Source organism: Litorivivens sp. (genome assembly GCF_041625495.1).
Classification (GTDB): Bacteria; Pseudomonadota; Gammaproteobacteria; order Pseudomonadales; family Spongiibacteraceae; genus Litorivivens.
The window spans coordinates 1-13,515 of record NZ_JBFJTH010000102.1 but is presented as its reverse complement, the minus strand read 5'-3'; the positions used below and the strand labels follow the sequence as shown (position 1 = coordinate 13,515).

The following is a 13,515-nucleotide window of genomic DNA, read 5'->3' as shown; positions in this document are numbered from 1 at the left end:
GATGTACGCGCTGTGTGCGCTGTTGCTCGCATTGCCACTGGTAAATCAGGCGGGTACAGACTTGAGCACAAAAATAACCGGCGTTGCGATGGCGGTATACGGGTTGGCGTTCCATGCGCTGATGCTATTCTGGATTCTAGGGGCAATTCACGCGGCCCAAATGCGGACCATCGGAGCGCCAGTGTTTGGGGTAATGCTGATTGCGGTTGTTGCAGCGGCATTCAATTTTCGCAAGCGTATCGAGCGGCTGCCCATCCACGATCACAAATCTGCAAATTAAGAAGGAGATGGTAATGGAGCACCGGGCAGAGTTTTTAAAGCTGTTTGAATATGAAGTGCAGAATAGACTGATGGCTTACAACGGCAATTTGGGCATGGTTAAAAGGAAGCTCGAGCCCGAAGTATTAGGTTGGTATCAGTCCTACCTCGCATTCGAAACGTTGAATCAGGAGCGGTACACACCCGTTGCAGAAAAATTCGGCATCAGCACTGCGCCAAATTTCAAAACCAAAATGGAAGTATTTGTAGGCGCGCTGGTGTTGCGAATATTGTCTGAGCTTTCGGTCTTAAGGTATATGTGCAAGGAAACGGAAGCCTACGTTGCTGACCTGGAGCGACTCAGGGATATTGCGCCCGAAGAAGACAGGGAGTTCTTCGATTACGTTGTTGCGCAGGAAGTGATGCAGGTGGAGACCTTGAAATTACGTCTTGAAGGTAATCCCCAAAAAGCAACTGAAGTCATAGATAAATTTGTGGCTCAATACCGAAGTTAACGGGGTAGTATTATGAGTCGCCACATTAAGCGTAGGGACTTTCTTGACGGCGCTATGCTCGCGCTTGCCGCTGGTGCTGCGATGTCACCGCGAGAATTGCTGTCGCTCGGCGCGCCCCATGGTTCCCCCCCAATAATAGACAGCAGCTATTATCCGCCAACGCTGACCGGCATGCGCGGCAGTCATGACGGGTCTTTTGAAGTGGCCCACGCAATGGCGTGGCGTGGTGAGAAGCCGTCGAAATACACGAGCTTAGACGAGGAGTACGACCTTATCGTTGTCGGTGCCGGCATCTCGGGCTTGGCCGCGGCCTATCTGTATCGCAAGCAACACGGGCCCGAAAGTCGAATATTGATACTCGATAATCATGACGATTTTGGCGGCCATGCCAAGCGCAATGAATTTCATATCGATGGGCGCATGTTGCTAGGTGCAGGTGGAAGTCAAAATCTGGAGACCCTGAATTTTAGCGATGACGTCAATGCCTTCATTGACGAAATTGGTGTGGACATAAAAAAGCTCGGTGCGGCATGTGAAAACGATTTCGTTCTTCACACACTCCACTCGGAACATGGGGTCTTTCTCGGCAAGGAACACTTCGGGAAATCCAGATCTGTCTTAGGTAATTGGTGGGGCGTGTGGCTGGGTTTGGGCGACTGGCGCCAGATGGTGCAATCTCTCCAGTTGCCGGACGAGCAACAGCAGCGGCTAATTGCGTTGATAGCGGGTGAGAAAGATCTAACCGAAGAATTGTCGCTGTTGGAAACCAAGCGTTACATCGAAGCGACCTCGTACATGGAATTCCTTACCAGTCGAGCGGGGTTGACGCCGGAAACGGCGACATTGTTTGAGCCCTTCATAAAGCTCTTTTGGGGCCTGGGTGCAGAATGCCCTTCGGTATCCGAAGCGCTCTTGCTTGGCATGCCGGGGGCCAGGAGCCTTGGGCTGGTGGGTAAACTCTTTACCAGGGTTTTTGGATATGTGAGCTCGAAGGTGTCCTTTCCCATGTTTCCTGACGGAAATGCCTCGATCCCGCGGCTGCTGGTTCGTCATCTTATTCCAAACGTCGCGCCCGGCAATACCATGGACGACATCGTCACTGCACGTTTTGATTATAGTCAGCTCGACCGATCTGATGCGCCTGTCCGCCTGAGGCTAAATAGCACCGCCGTTAACGTGGTGAATTCCAAGGACGGTGTGGAGGTTTCCTATGTGCAGGACGGGAACGCGCTTACCGTGTCGGCCAGGCACTGCATTCTGGCTTGCTATAACGGTATTATTCCGCACCTGTGCCCGGAAATGCCCGAAGCGCAAAAAGAGCACCTCAGGTACGGCGTCAAAATTCCATTGGTCATGGTTAATGTGCTGTTGCGGAGAAGTGCTGCGATACAGGCTATGGGTCCAGCGCAGTATACCTGTCCAGGTAGCTATTTCGTGTCGGTGATGAAATCTGCACCAGTAAGCCTCGGTGACTATAACGGCAAGACTGATGAGAATGATCCGATGGTGCTGTGGATGGGGCATACACCGTCGCCACGCATCGCTGATGGACAGTCTGCCCGGGATGCCTACCGCCTTGGCCGATACAAACTTTACAGCACGCCGTTTGCGACTTTTGAGAGCGAGATCAAAAAACAACTCACCGAGATGTTTGGCGAACAGGGCTTTGACGCAGAACGCGATATTGCAGCGATTACGGTCAATCGCTGGTCGCACGGCTATACCTATGATTATCTGGATCGTTACGATCCGCAATGGGAGGAAGGTCAGGCACCCCATGAACTCGGTCGCGCACCGATCGGGCGAATCAGCATCGCCAACAGCGACTCCGAGGCTCAGGCATACGTGCACAGCGCGATCGATGCAGCTTATCGTGCGGTGGCTGAACTGGGGTAAAGGTGCCCTGGCTTGTCTCCTGCAATTTCCCTAAGCCAGCGACATCTCCAGGGAAACGTTGCAATTCCGACATCGATCAGCGAGGGCTTTTATTGGTAAAGCCATCGGTAACAATTTAATTTTGCATCGCCCGCTCAATAGAGATCACGGGCGTGTCTTTGACTTCTTCCATGACGACGTAAGTTGTTGATTCCAGTACGCCGGGCAAGGTTAGCAGGGTGTCGCCGAGAAAATCGCGGTACTCTCGCATGTCTGCAACCCGTGCTTTGATCAGGTAGTCGAAATTGCCCGATACCAGAAAGCATTCCTGAACCTGGGGCAGCCGCGCAGCGGCTTTACTGAACTCGCGAAAGATATTGCGAGATTTTCGGTCGAGACGGATTTGTACCAACACCACCAGTCCTGCATTCAGCACTTCTGGGTCCACCTGAGCGTGGTAGCCGCGAATAACGCCCAGCCTCTCTAGCTTTTTGACGCGCTCCATACACGGCGAGGTACTCAGGCCCACCTCCTCAGCTAGTGCGGAATAGGTCATCCGCCCGTTTTCCTGCAGAACACGAAGAATATTAAGATCGATTGTCGATAGTTTATTTTCTGCCATATCGTCATTTTACGATAAAAAATGCTGCTTAAGTAAAAATATAAATTATATAACCTGATAAACATGAATATTAAAGAATATATTCTGTGGCAAATGTGTAGAGTTTTCACTTATGTCAAGGGTCTGAGTTAGGTGAAAAATCATGCGTATAGGTGTCCCCAGGGAAATCAAAAATCACGAGTATCGTGTCGGTCTGAGCCCAGCTAGCGTTCGCGAGCTCACGGAGCTCAATCACGAAGTCACGGTGGAAGCGGGTGCTGGTGCCGGAATCGGATTTGGTGATGAGCAGTACCGCGCTGCTGGCGCACGCGTCGTGTCTGACAATATTGCAGTGTTTGACGCTGCCGAATTGATCGTTAAGGTGAAGGAGCCACAGCCAGAGGAGTGCAGGTTGCTACGCGATGGCCACACGCTTTTCACCTATCTGCATCTAGCAGCAGATCGTGCACTCACTGAAAATCTATTGGCCAGTGGTGCCACCTGTATCGCGTATGAAACAGTGACCGATGATATTGGTCGCCTGCCCTTGTTAGCGCCAATGTCAGAAGTGGCGGGGCGCATGGCGGTGCAGGAAGGGGCGCATTGTCTGGAAATCGCACGAGGCGGTTCAGGCGTGCTGCTGGGCGGTGTTCCGGGCGTTCCCCCTGCCAATGTATTGGTGCTCGGCGGCGGGGTGGTTGGTTTGAATGCCGCGCGGATGGCCATCGGCATGGGCGCGAATGTCACCATGCTTGATCGTAACCTTGACCGACTCCGATACATCGACGATCTGTGGACTGATCGCATCACTACGGTATATTCCACCACACAAGGTATTGAGCACTACCTTGGGTTGGCTGATCTCGTGATTGGTGCGGTGTTGTTGCCCGGTGCAGCAGCGCCCAAGTTGGTGACGCGCGAAATGTTGCAGCTAATGAAGAAGGGCTCGGTGCTGGTCGATGTGGCTATTGATCAGGGCGGTTGCTTTGAAACCAGTACGCCCACCACGCATGAAGACCCCATCTATACCGTTGACGGTATCGTTCATTACTGTGTCGCCAATATGCCCGGAGGGGTGGCGCGAACGTCCACGCTTGCGCTGACCAACGCGACCTTGCCATACGTAATCCGACTGGCAAACGACGGTGTGTTGGACACGTTGAAAAAAGATAAGCACATACGTAACGGCCTCAACATCATCGATAAACAACTGACGTGTAAAGCGGTGGCTGACGGACTGAATTTGCCATTTGTTGCGTTTGAGTAGATATCGAGGCTGCAACAGACATAATCGTTGAAATGCTTGTCATCATGTCAGTCGTGTGGCCGCGTTTGCGGCCCTACAATCTGATCAACACATTTTTCAGGTCGGTATATTTGTCGAGTGCATGCAATGATTTGTCGCGACCGTTACCGGAAGCTTTGACGCCGCCGAAGGGCACTGTAGTATCGCCTTCGCCCCAGGTGTTGACCCAAACCATGCCGCATTGCAGTTTGTCGCTGACTCGATGCGCTCGGGACAGGTTGCCGGTCCAGACGGCGGCGCCGAGCCCGTAAGCGCTATCATTGGCTAGTGCGATAGCTTCCTCTTCTGTTTCAAACTCGCCCACCGCGAGCACTGGACCAAAGATCTCATCTTTGACGAAGGTCATATCGTTGGTCGCGTCGGATACGATGGTTGGGGTTGCATAAAAGCCATTGCCTGGAAGGTAATCGGATGCTCCGCCCATCAGCAAGTTGCCACCTTCATTTCGCGCTGACTCGATATAGCGTTCTACTGTTGCCAATTGCGCGCGATCAACCATCGGTCCCATGGTGGTGCTCGGATTTAAGGGATCCCCGGGTTGGAAATGCTCGGCAGCTTTCAGCAGGGCTTCCAAAAACGGTGCTTTAATCTTCTTCTCAACATACACGCGCGAGCAGGCGATACACACCTCACCCTGGTTTGAAAAGATTGCGGCAGCTGCACTTGTGGCAGCAGCTTCGATGTCGGTGCAGTCTGCAAATATTAAATTGGGTGACTTGCCACCGGCCTCAAGCCAGACTCGCTTCATATTGGATTGGCCTGCGTACTGCATGAGCAGTGCCGCGACTGCAGTCGAGCCGGTAAAGGCAAGCACCTGCACGTCTTTGTGTAATGCGAGCGCTTTTCCGGCCGTCTGCCCCGAGCCGGGCACAACATTGAACACGCCGGCTGGGATGCCTGCTTCGGAGGCTAATTGTGCGAGTCGGATAGCGCTCAGCGACGCTTTTTCCGACGGTTTTAGGACGACGCTGTTACCCGCGGCCAATGCCGGTGCAATCTTCCAGGCGATCATCATCAGCGGGTAGTTCCATGGTGTGATCGCACCGACCACGCCGACGGGTTCACGCTTGATCAACGCCAGTGTGTCTGGACCGGTCGGGGCAATTTCGCCATACACCTTGTCGATGCATTCCGCGGTCCAGCGAAAGCAGTCGATGGTATCCGGTAGGTCAATCGACATCATTTCCGAGATGGGCTTGCCCATATCGAGCGTGTCGGTGAGGGCTAATTCCTCTTGATGCGCTTCAATCAAGTCTGCCAGTTTCAGCAATACCTGCTTGCGCTGTTTCGGTGCGGCATTTGACCACTCTCCGTTTTGAAAAGCAGTGCTCGCAGCTTGCACGGCCAGGTCGATATCCGTCTCGTCGCAGGCGGCGATGTCCGCGAGATGTTCCTCGGTCGCCGGATTGACACTCGGGAAATACTCACCACGTTGTGGTGGTTGGAACTTGCCGTTGATATACGCTTGACCGTTAAATGTGAGAGTGCGGCTGAGGTGCTGCCACTCGGCATAAGTCTTCATGGTTTGCGTCACTCGCTCGTAATCGGAATATTAGCCCGCGTTGACGTCTTTCATCGTCAGGTCCAGGCAGTGCTTGGCCTTGGTAACAAGCTCATCAACTTGCTCGTGTGTAATGATTAGCGGTGGTGACAACACCATGCGACTGCCCACGGCGCGCATAATCAAGCCATTGTTAAAACAGTGGTTTCGGCAGATCAGCCCGATGTTTACATCATCGCTGAACAGGGCCCTGGTCGATTTGTCTTTGACCAACGCAATGCCCGCCATCAGACCTAGCCCCTCGATGTGACCCACCAGCGGGTGGTTCGCCAATGTGTCCCGCAACTGCTTCTGAAAGTAGGGTCCGATGTCCGAAGCCACGTAATCGATAATGTTTTCGCTCTGCATGAGGCGGATATTCGCGGCTGCGACGGCGGCTGCGACGGGGTGGCCGGAATAGGTAAAGCCGTGTGCGTACTCGTCATCCCATTCCAGCAGCGCGTTGGCAATCCGGTCGCCTATTGCCACTGCCGCTATCGGTAGATAGCCGGAGGACAGGCCTTTGGCCATGGAGATGATATCCGGTTCAATGCCTAGCGTTTGGCTGCCAAACCAGCTACCGGTGCGGCCAAAGCCACAGATCACTTCATCGGCTGCCAACAGTACATCGTACTTTCTGCATATCCGCTGAATCTCGGTCCAGTAGTTTGCCGGTGGCACGATGACACCACCGGCGCCCTGCACGGGTTCCGCGATAAACGCAGCAACATTGTCCGGGCCGACGGCAAGAATGCGATCTTCCAGCGCCTGGGCACAGGCGAGTCCGAAATCTTCTGGAGATTGATCGCCACCTTCACCGTACCAGTAGGGCTGGCGGATATGCTCGATGCCCGGCAGCGTGGGCGCACCCTGCTTGTGCATCGCCGACATGCCGCCGAGGCTTGCGCCGCCGACGGTGCTGCCGTGGTAGGCGTTCTCTCTGCTGATGAGAATATGCTTGTAAGGTTTTCCCTGAATTTGCCAGTACTGACGGGTAGTGCGGATAATCGTGTCGATGGCTTCAGAGCCCGAATTGGCGAAAAACACGTGATTGAGATCGCCGGGGGTGACACTGGCTATCAAGGCCGCTAAATCCACCGCTGGTGTATGGGTGGTTTGAAAAAACGTGTTGTAGAAGGGGAGCTCGCCCAATTGCCGGGTGGCGGCATCAATCAATTCCTGGCGGCCGTAGCCCATATTCACGCACCACAGGCCGGCCATTCCATCGAGGATTTTATTACCCTCGGAATCCCAGACATAAACGCCTTCGCTGCGAGTGATAACGCGCGAGCCCAGACGATTCAATGCTCCGCTATTGCTGAAAGGGTGTATGTGATGAGCAGCGTCCATGGCTTGAATTTCTGCAGTGCTTGTCGATGGCGTCAATGTTGACTGGGTCATGGCTGCCCCTGTTGATTGGTTTGAGTCAGGCGATGAATAATGTGATCACAAAAAGAGGTTGTCAAGGAAAATGTGATCACAAAAGTGGTGATTAGGTCCTGTTTTCCTGCTCATGCATTGGTGTCCTGCCTCGACTGGATGACAAAGCTTTGCAATAAATGCGGGTCGGCAGCGAACGCCAGTCCGTCGCGTATATCGCTGGTAATCGCCATTTTTAGAGCGTAGGCATCGCTTTTCGCGATAGCAGAGAGTGCTTCCTTGTGGCGGTCTGCGATGTAGTGATCGGCCAGATTTGCCATAGCCAATCGCATAAACGGTCCAAGCTGTAGCCACAAACTCTCTATCAGTGGCTGGGTAATATCATGGGGGTTTGCCAGGTATAACGTACGGTGAAATTGCTGATTGAGCTGGGTTATTCTGATGAGGTCTCCTTCGGCCTGCGCTTCATCGATCCTTGCATCCAGCTCGGTTAGGTCGTCGAATCTGCGACTGTCAATATAGGGCATCGCGCGCGCCGCGGCGTGCGTCTCAAGTGCAATGCGGGCTTCACACAATTCGGCGAATTTCATCGCGCTCATCTCGGGCACGATAACCCGGCGGTTGCCCAGCAGTTCGAGGGCATTTTCTGCGGCGAGAAGGCGCAAGGCTTCTCGAACCGGCATGGCGCTGACGTCGAGTAGTGCAGCCAACTCCCTGATGGTGAGCGCGCGACCGGGGAGCACAGTGCCGTTCATCACGGCATCTCGCAGGGTTCGATATACCCACTGCGTGACTGTCTCCGTCTGATCGCGCGGGTCAGGGATGATGTTGAGCGGCGATTTCTTGTCCATTGACTTTACCCGGATAAATGTGATCACATTATAGCTGAATTTTACGCGACTTGTAGATGAATATATGGCCGTTGAAAAAGAAAACGAGATCGATGTCTTCGTTACCGATCTGAACGGTAACCTCAGAGGCAAGAGGCTGCCAGCGGGCAGCGGCGACAAGTTGGCTGTCGATGGTGTGAAAATGCCGCGTTCGGTGTTGGGTGTCGATTTCTGGGGTAGCGACGTTATTGATAATGGCTTGGTCTTCGAAACCGGGGACAGCGATGGCATCTGTCTGCCGGTAACGGACCAGCCAGTGCCAGCGCCGTGGCTGGAACCTCCCCGTCAGCAGGTGCTGGCGACGATGTTTAACGCCGATAGCACGCCGTTCCTGGCCGATCCGCGGCAGGTACTGAATCACGTGGTTGCGCAATATCACGCTCGCGGTATGTATCCAGTGGTGGCGTTGGAACTCGAGTTTTATTTACTGGATGGAAGTTCAGAGACGACGCAGCGCCCGAAGCCCCCGGTATTGACTGATGGACACGGGCGTCAGGTCTCAGAAATTGATGGTTATTCCATGGATGAACTCGATGCGCTGGCGCCGTTTTTTGCGGAGGTGCGTGAAGCCTGCAAGCAGCAGGGCATATCCACACAAACCATCATTTCCGAATTCGGACCCGGACAGTACGAAATCGATCTCGAGCACGGGGATGACCCCTTGCGTGTTGCAGATCACGCGGTGATGTTTAAGCGCCTGGTCAAAGGGGTCGCCCGCAAGCACGGTCACGCAGCAACGTTTATGGCCAAACCTTATACAGAGCACAGCGGTAATGGCATGCATGTACATTTCAGTTTATTGGATGGCGACGGCAGCAATGTATTTGATGATGGTAGTGATCACGGCAGCGGCCTGCTGCAGCAGGCGATTGCCGGACTGATCCATACCATGGCCGACAGCATGCTGATACTTGCGCCGCATCAAAATTCCTACCGCCGCTTCATGCCGGGTTCGCACGCACCGACGTTGGCTTGTTGGGGATACGAAAATAGAACCGTCGCGATTCGTGTGCCGGACAGCCCGCATGCCGCGCGCCGTATCGAGCATCGCGTTGCCGGTGCCGACGCCAACCCTTACCTTGCGCTCGCCACGGTCTTGGAGGGGGCCTTGCATGGCATTGACAACAAACTGCAACCACCCGCTGCGACAGAAGGCGATGCCAATGATCTTGATAATCGGCAGCCTGGCACCACCGGTCCCGCGTTGCCGCGTAACTGGACTGACGCGATACACAATTTCACCAACTGCAGCGTACACGTTAATTATCTTGGCGATACCTTTGTCAAAGTGTTTTCTGCCGTTAAACAGCAGGAATTCGAAAAGATGCAGCGATGGATTCCAGACATCGAGTACGACACCTATCTCGGCCAGTTGTGAGGCGAAGCCTGTGGCAATCACAACGCTAAAGGTTGGAATTCTGGCGGCTGGGATTACCCCAGATGAGTTGCGTGACGAGTACGGCAGCTATGCCGACATGTTCATTGAGCTGTTTAATCGTGCTGGTGAGACGTTTGCCTACGAAGTGTTTGATGTGCGGGATGATTGTTTCCCCGACAGCGTTCAGCAATGTGATGCCTGGCTAATCACGGGTTCAAAATTCAGTGTGTACGACGGTTTTCAGTGGATAGATCGACTCAAGCAATTTGTGCGTGATGTTTACGCGGAGGGACGACCACTATTGGGTATTTGCTTTGGCCATCAGATTATTGCTGAGGCGCTTGGTGGGCGGGTTGAAAAGTATAGCGATGGTTGGGGAGTTGGGTTGCAACGGTATCAGGTGGTTGCGGCACACAAGCTTGCTGGCACGCAGCTAAAAGAATTCACTTTGAATGCGATGCATCAGGATCAGGTGGTCAATCTGCCTGAGCAAGCCTGTGTGTTGGCGAGTTCGACATTTTGCAAATATGCCGCGCTCGCCTACGGGGATGCGGTGCTGACCCTTCAGGCGCATCCGGAATTTACCTCAAAGTTTGAACGAGAGTTGGTGAGTCTGCGTAAAGGCGTGGTTATTCCGGAGGACGTTGCAGACCGGGGATTGAGTTCGCTCATTGACAGCACTATAGAGCGTGACGAAGAGCCGGTAGTGCGGTGGATGACGACATTTCTTAAGCAGGTTAACAACGAAAAGCATCAGGCTGATATAACATGAGTTTACAGTTGGCGGACAGATCACTTTTGCGCACGCAGGCCTATATTGACGGTGGGTGGTGTGATGCCGATGACGCTAGTACACGCCCGGTAAAAGATCCCGCGACCGGTAACGTGATTGCAGAGGTCGCTGCCTGCGGGCAGACGGAAACCCGGCGGGCGATTGACGCTGCAAGCGCGGCGCTGCCTGCTTGGCAGGCGCTCACAGCAAAAGCACGCGGTGGACTGCTGCGTAGCTGGTTCGATCTGGTCATGGACAATCAGCAGGACCTGGCCAAAATTCTTACCGCAGAGCAGGGCAAGCCGCTGTCCGAGGCGGCTGGCGAAATCGCCTACGGTGCCAATTATATCGAGTGGTTCGCCGAGGAAGCCAAGCGGGTGTATGGCGATACTATTCCGGGACCTGCGGCAGATAAGCGCATTGTCTGCGTCAAACAACCCGTCGGTGTGGTGGCTTGCATCACGCCCTGGAACTTTCCCAACGCCATGCTCACCCGCAAAATTGCGCCGGCTCTGGCGGCCGGTTGTACCGTGGTGTGCAAACCCGCCAACGAGACGCCGTTCTCGGCCCTTGCTCTGGCGGAACTGGCAGAGCGCGCCGGTATACCTGCGGGCGTCATTAATATACTGGCGGGTAATACTCAGGCCATAGGCGCTGAACTCACCGCCAACCCCATTGTGCGCAAGCTGAGCTTTACCGGATCCACCGAGGTTGGCAAAAAACTGATCGCTGATTGCGCCGGTACCGTGAAACGTACCTCGATGGAATTGGGTGGCAACGCACCGTTTATCGTATTCGACGATGCTGATCTCGATGCCGCAGTGCAGGGGGCTATGGTCAGCAAGTACCGCAATGCGGGTCAGACCTGTGTTTGTGCCAACCGCATATTGGTCCAGACGGGTGTCCATGATGTGTTTGTTGAGAAGTTGCGGGCCGCGGTCGCAGAGTTACGCGTCGGCGACGGTACCGAAGAGGGGATTGCCATCGGACCGTTGATCAACGAGAGCGCTGCTGCGGATGTGCGGGGATTGATCGATGACGCGACATCACAGGGAGCCGAGGTATGCATTGGCGGCAATGTGGCGAGTAAGGGCGCGTGCTTTGTCGAGCCCACAATTCTGACCGGCGCGACCAACACCATGCGGGTGTTTCGTGAGGAAATCTTCGGGCCGGTGGCGCCGGTATTTCGGTTTGATACCGAAGAAGAAGCTATTGCGATGGCCAACGACACCGAAGTTGGTCTGGCCGCATACTTTTACTCACGCGACATCGGTCGCTGCTGGCGTGTGGGTGAAGCTCTGGAATACGGCATCGTGGGTATTAATGAAGGGCTGATCTCCAATGAGATGGCCCCCTTCGGTGGGGTCAAGGAATCCGGGCAGGGGCGCGAAGGCTCAAAATACGGTCTCGATGACTACCTGGAAATAAAATATATGTGCATGGGAGGCATCGACAAATGACGGTAAGCAACGCTGAGTGGCAGCAGCGCAAGGAAAATGCCATTGCGCGTGGACAGGGCAATGTTGCTCCGGTCTATATTGATCGTGCGGACAACGCCGAAATGTGGGATGTGGAAGGCAAGCGCTATATCGATTTCGGTACGGGCATTGCTGTGTGCAATACCGGGCACCTGCACCCCAGGGTCAAGGCGGCGGTGCTGTCGCAGCTAGAGCGCTTCAGCCACACCTGCGTGATGGTGACACCCTATGATTCCGCCGTATTGCTCGCCGAACAGCTCAACCGTTTAGCGCCGGGCGATACACCGAAGAAATCTATTTTTGTCACCACCGGCGCCGAGGCTGTCGAAAACTGTGTCAAGATTGCCCGCGCTTACAACCGGCGGCGTGGTGTGATCGCCTTCAATGGTGGCTTTCACGGCCGTACCCAGTTGGCGATGGCGATGACCGGTAAGATCACCCCTTACAAGAACTTGTTTGGTCCGTTTCCCGGCGAGATTTTTCATGCACCATTTCCAATGGCGTATCACGGTATCTCAGTGCAGCAATCGTTGGCGGCTCTGGACACGCTGTTCAAAGTCGATATCGCGCCCGAAGACGTATCAGCGATTATCGTCGAGCCGGTGCAGGGCGAGGGCGGATTTTATCCGGCGCCGGACGAGTTCATGCAGGCGTTGCGCAGTTTATGCGACCAGCACGACATCGTTTTGATCGCCGATGAGATTCAAACCGGGTTTGCACGCACCGGCAAGTTCTTTGCCAGCGAATATTCAGGTATCGAGCCCGACCTGATGACCACGGCAAAGGGTATGGCCGGCGGGTTTCCGTTGGCGGCGGTGGTGGGCAAGGCCGATATTATGGATGGGGCTTTGCCGGGCGGCTTGGGGGGCACCTACGGCGGTTCACCCATCGGCTGTGCTGCCGCGCTGGCGGTTATCGAAACCATAGAACAAGAACAGCTAACGGCGGCTGCGAATCGAATCGCTGCGCGCTTCGGCGAGCTCTTGCGCGCACTGCAGGCGAAGCATCCCGATAGTATCGGCGAGGTGCGTTGCGACCGCGGCGCCATGATTGCGATTGAACTTGTTCAGGACGGCGATGCCACCAAACCGGCGGTCGAGCTGACCAAAGCCATCGTCGCCGAAGCTTACCAACGCGGTTTAGTGCTGCTGAGCTGCGGGTACTACAGCAATGTGATTCGCTTCCTGCCTGCACTCACCATCGACGATGCGCTGATTGACGAAGGTCTTGCGCTCTTTGCTGATGCCATGGACGCCTGCTTGCAGTAGCGCAAGTTCTGCCTTTGCCGCTGATCGCTGCCGCAATGCCATATTCACTATGAGATGACGCATGTCAGAAGCTGACCAAGCCGGGCTGCCCAGCGAATACGCAGTCGATGATCACGCGCTGCATGGTGCTATAACCCCGACATTCTTTAAGTATCTGTTTCCGTCGCTGCTGGGGTTGCTCGCCTTAACCTCAGCTTCGATTGTCGACGGAATTTTTATTGGTAACTATGTCGGTGTCACGGCACTCGCAGCCG

The 13,515-nt window shown here is 54.6% G+C and carries 12 protein-coding genes and 1 pseudogene; 9 read left to right on the top strand and 4 right to left on the bottom strand.

What is annotated here, in order from left to right; genetic code table 11:
• The 3 genes from ABYP39_RS12355 to ABYP39_RS12345 all read left to right on the top strand — a co-directional run.
• A partial coding sequence (locus tag ABYP39_RS12355) for a hypothetical protein (RefSeq protein WP_372782801.1) occupies nucleotides 1–280 on the top strand: 280 nt, incomplete at its 5' end.
• A gap of 13 nt (nucleotides 281–293) precedes the next feature.
• Complete coding sequence (locus tag ABYP39_RS12350; RefSeq protein WP_372782799.1) at nucleotides 294–773, top strand: hypothetical protein; 480 nt, start codon at nucleotides 294–296, stop codon at nucleotides 771–773.
• Nucleotides 774–785: 12 nt separating this feature from the next.
• The gene (locus ABYP39_RS12345) at nucleotides 786–2,669 is read left to right on the top strand and encodes an NAD(P)-binding protein (protein ID WP_372747211.1); all 1,884 of its coding nucleotides are present in this window, start codon (nucleotides 786–788) and stop codon (nucleotides 2,667–2,669) included.
• 115 nt (nucleotides 2,670–2,784) lie between these two features.
• Here the strand turns inward: ABYP39_RS12345 and ABYP39_RS12340 are convergent, their stop codons facing one another.
• Nucleotides 2,785–3,270 carry an Lrp/AsnC ligand binding domain-containing protein gene (locus ABYP39_RS12340; RefSeq protein ID WP_372747212.1) on the bottom strand — a complete coding sequence of 162 codons (486 nt, stop codon included), beginning with the start codon at nucleotides 3,268–3,270 and terminating at the stop codon, nucleotides 2,785–2,787.
• Between the two features lie 142 nt (nucleotides 3,271–3,412).
• Between ABYP39_RS12340 and ald the strand changes: the two genes are divergently transcribed.
• Nucleotides 3,413–4,516 (top strand): alanine dehydrogenase, encoded by a 1,104-nt coding sequence (gene ald, locus ABYP39_RS12335; protein WP_372747213.1) that lies wholly within the window; start codon nucleotides 3,413–3,415, stop codon nucleotides 4,514–4,516.
• 73 nt (nucleotides 4,517–4,589) lie between these two features.
• On the opposite strand, the gene ABYP39_RS12330 is transcribed toward ald, so the two are convergent.
• From ABYP39_RS12330 to ABYP39_RS12320, 3 genes are all read right to left on the bottom strand, one after another.
• Nucleotides 4,590–6,077, bottom strand: a complete 1,488-nt coding sequence (locus tag ABYP39_RS12330) for an aldehyde dehydrogenase (protein WP_372782797.1) — start codon at nucleotides 6,075–6,077, stop codon at nucleotides 4,590–4,592.
• Between the two features lie 30 nt (nucleotides 6,078–6,107).
• Nucleotides 6,108–7,496: an aspartate aminotransferase family protein gene (locus tag ABYP39_RS12325; RefSeq protein ID WP_372747215.1), complete on the bottom strand. Its 1,389-nt coding sequence runs from the start codon at nucleotides 7,494–7,496 to the stop codon at nucleotides 6,108–6,110.
• Between the two features lie 110 nt (nucleotides 7,497–7,606).
• Nucleotides 7,607–8,326, bottom strand: a complete 720-nt coding sequence (locus tag ABYP39_RS12320; protein ID WP_372782795.1) for a GntR family transcriptional regulator — start codon at nucleotides 8,324–8,326, stop codon at nucleotides 7,607–7,609.
• Nucleotides 8,327–8,390: 64 nt separating this feature from the next.
• On the opposite strand from ABYP39_RS12320, the gene ABYP39_RS12315 reads away from it, so the two are divergent.
• The 5 genes and pseudogenes from ABYP39_RS12315 to ABYP39_RS12295 form a co-directional block, all read left to right on the top strand.
• Entirely contained in the window at nucleotides 8,391–9,743 is a 1,353-nt protein-coding gene (locus tag ABYP39_RS12315) for a glutamine synthetase family protein (protein WP_372782793.1), read from the top strand.
• Between the two features lie 10 nt (nucleotides 9,744–9,753).
• A complete protein-coding gene (locus ABYP39_RS12310; protein ID WP_372747218.1) occupies nucleotides 9,754–10,515 on the top strand; it encodes a gamma-glutamyl-gamma-aminobutyrate hydrolase family protein in 762 nt (253 codons plus the stop codon).
• Nucleotides 10,512–11,975, top strand: coding sequence for an NAD-dependent succinate-semialdehyde dehydrogenase (locus ABYP39_RS12305; protein ID WP_372782791.1), 1,464 nt, complete (start codon nucleotides 10,512–10,514; stop codon nucleotides 11,973–11,975). The genes ABYP39_RS12310 and ABYP39_RS12305 overlap by 4 nt, the downstream gene beginning before the upstream one ends.
• A complete protein-coding gene (gene gabT / locus ABYP39_RS12300) occupies nucleotides 11,972–13,261 on the top strand; it encodes a 4-aminobutyrate--2-oxoglutarate transaminase (protein ID WP_372782789.1) in 1,290 nt (429 codons plus the stop codon). The genes ABYP39_RS12305 and gabT overlap by 4 nt, the downstream gene beginning before the upstream one ends.
• A 61-nt stretch (nucleotides 13,262–13,322) precedes the next feature.
• Nucleotides 13,323–13,515 (top strand): annotated as a pseudogene (locus ABYP39_RS12295) (hypothetical protein); the annotation flags it as partial.

What these genes read in the sequence shown, in the direction of transcription:
- ABYP39_RS12315 (WP_372782793.1), top strand. Translation starts at nt 8,391, where the DNA reads ATGGCCGTTGAAAAAGAAAACGAGATCGATGTCTTCGTTACCGATCTG.
- gabT (WP_372782789.1), top strand. Translation starts at nt 11,972, where the DNA reads ATGACGGTAAGCAACGCTGAGTGGCAGCAGCGCAAGGAAAATGCCATT.
- ABYP39_RS12340 (WP_372747212.1), bottom strand. Translation starts at nt 3,270, where the DNA reads ATGGCAGAAAATAAACTATCGACAATCGATCTTAATATTCTTCGTGTT.
- ABYP39_RS12345 (WP_372747211.1), top strand. Translation starts at nt 786, where the DNA reads ATGAGTCGCCACATTAAGCGTAGGGACTTTCTTGACGGCGCTATGCTC.
- ABYP39_RS12325 (WP_372747215.1), bottom strand. Translation starts at nt 7,496, where the DNA reads ATGACCCAGTCAACATTGACGCCATCGACAAGCACTGCAGAAATTCAA.
- ABYP39_RS12320 (WP_372782795.1), bottom strand. Translation starts at nt 8,326, where the DNA reads ATGGACAAGAAATCGCCGCTCAACATCATCCCTGACCCGCGCGATCAG.
- ABYP39_RS12305 (WP_372782791.1), top strand. Translation starts at nt 10,512, where the DNA reads ATGAGTTTACAGTTGGCGGACAGATCACTTTTGCGCACGCAGGCCTAT.
- ald (WP_372747213.1), top strand. Translation starts at nt 3,413, where the DNA reads ATGCGTATAGGTGTCCCCAGGGAAATCAAAAATCACGAGTATCGTGTC.
- ABYP39_RS12330 (WP_372782797.1), bottom strand. Translation starts at nt 6,077, where the DNA reads ATGAAGACTTATGCCGAGTGGCAGCACCTCAGCCGCACTCTCACATTT.
- ABYP39_RS12350 (WP_372782799.1), top strand. Translation starts at nt 294, where the DNA reads ATGGAGCACCGGGCAGAGTTTTTAAAGCTGTTTGAATATGAAGTGCAG.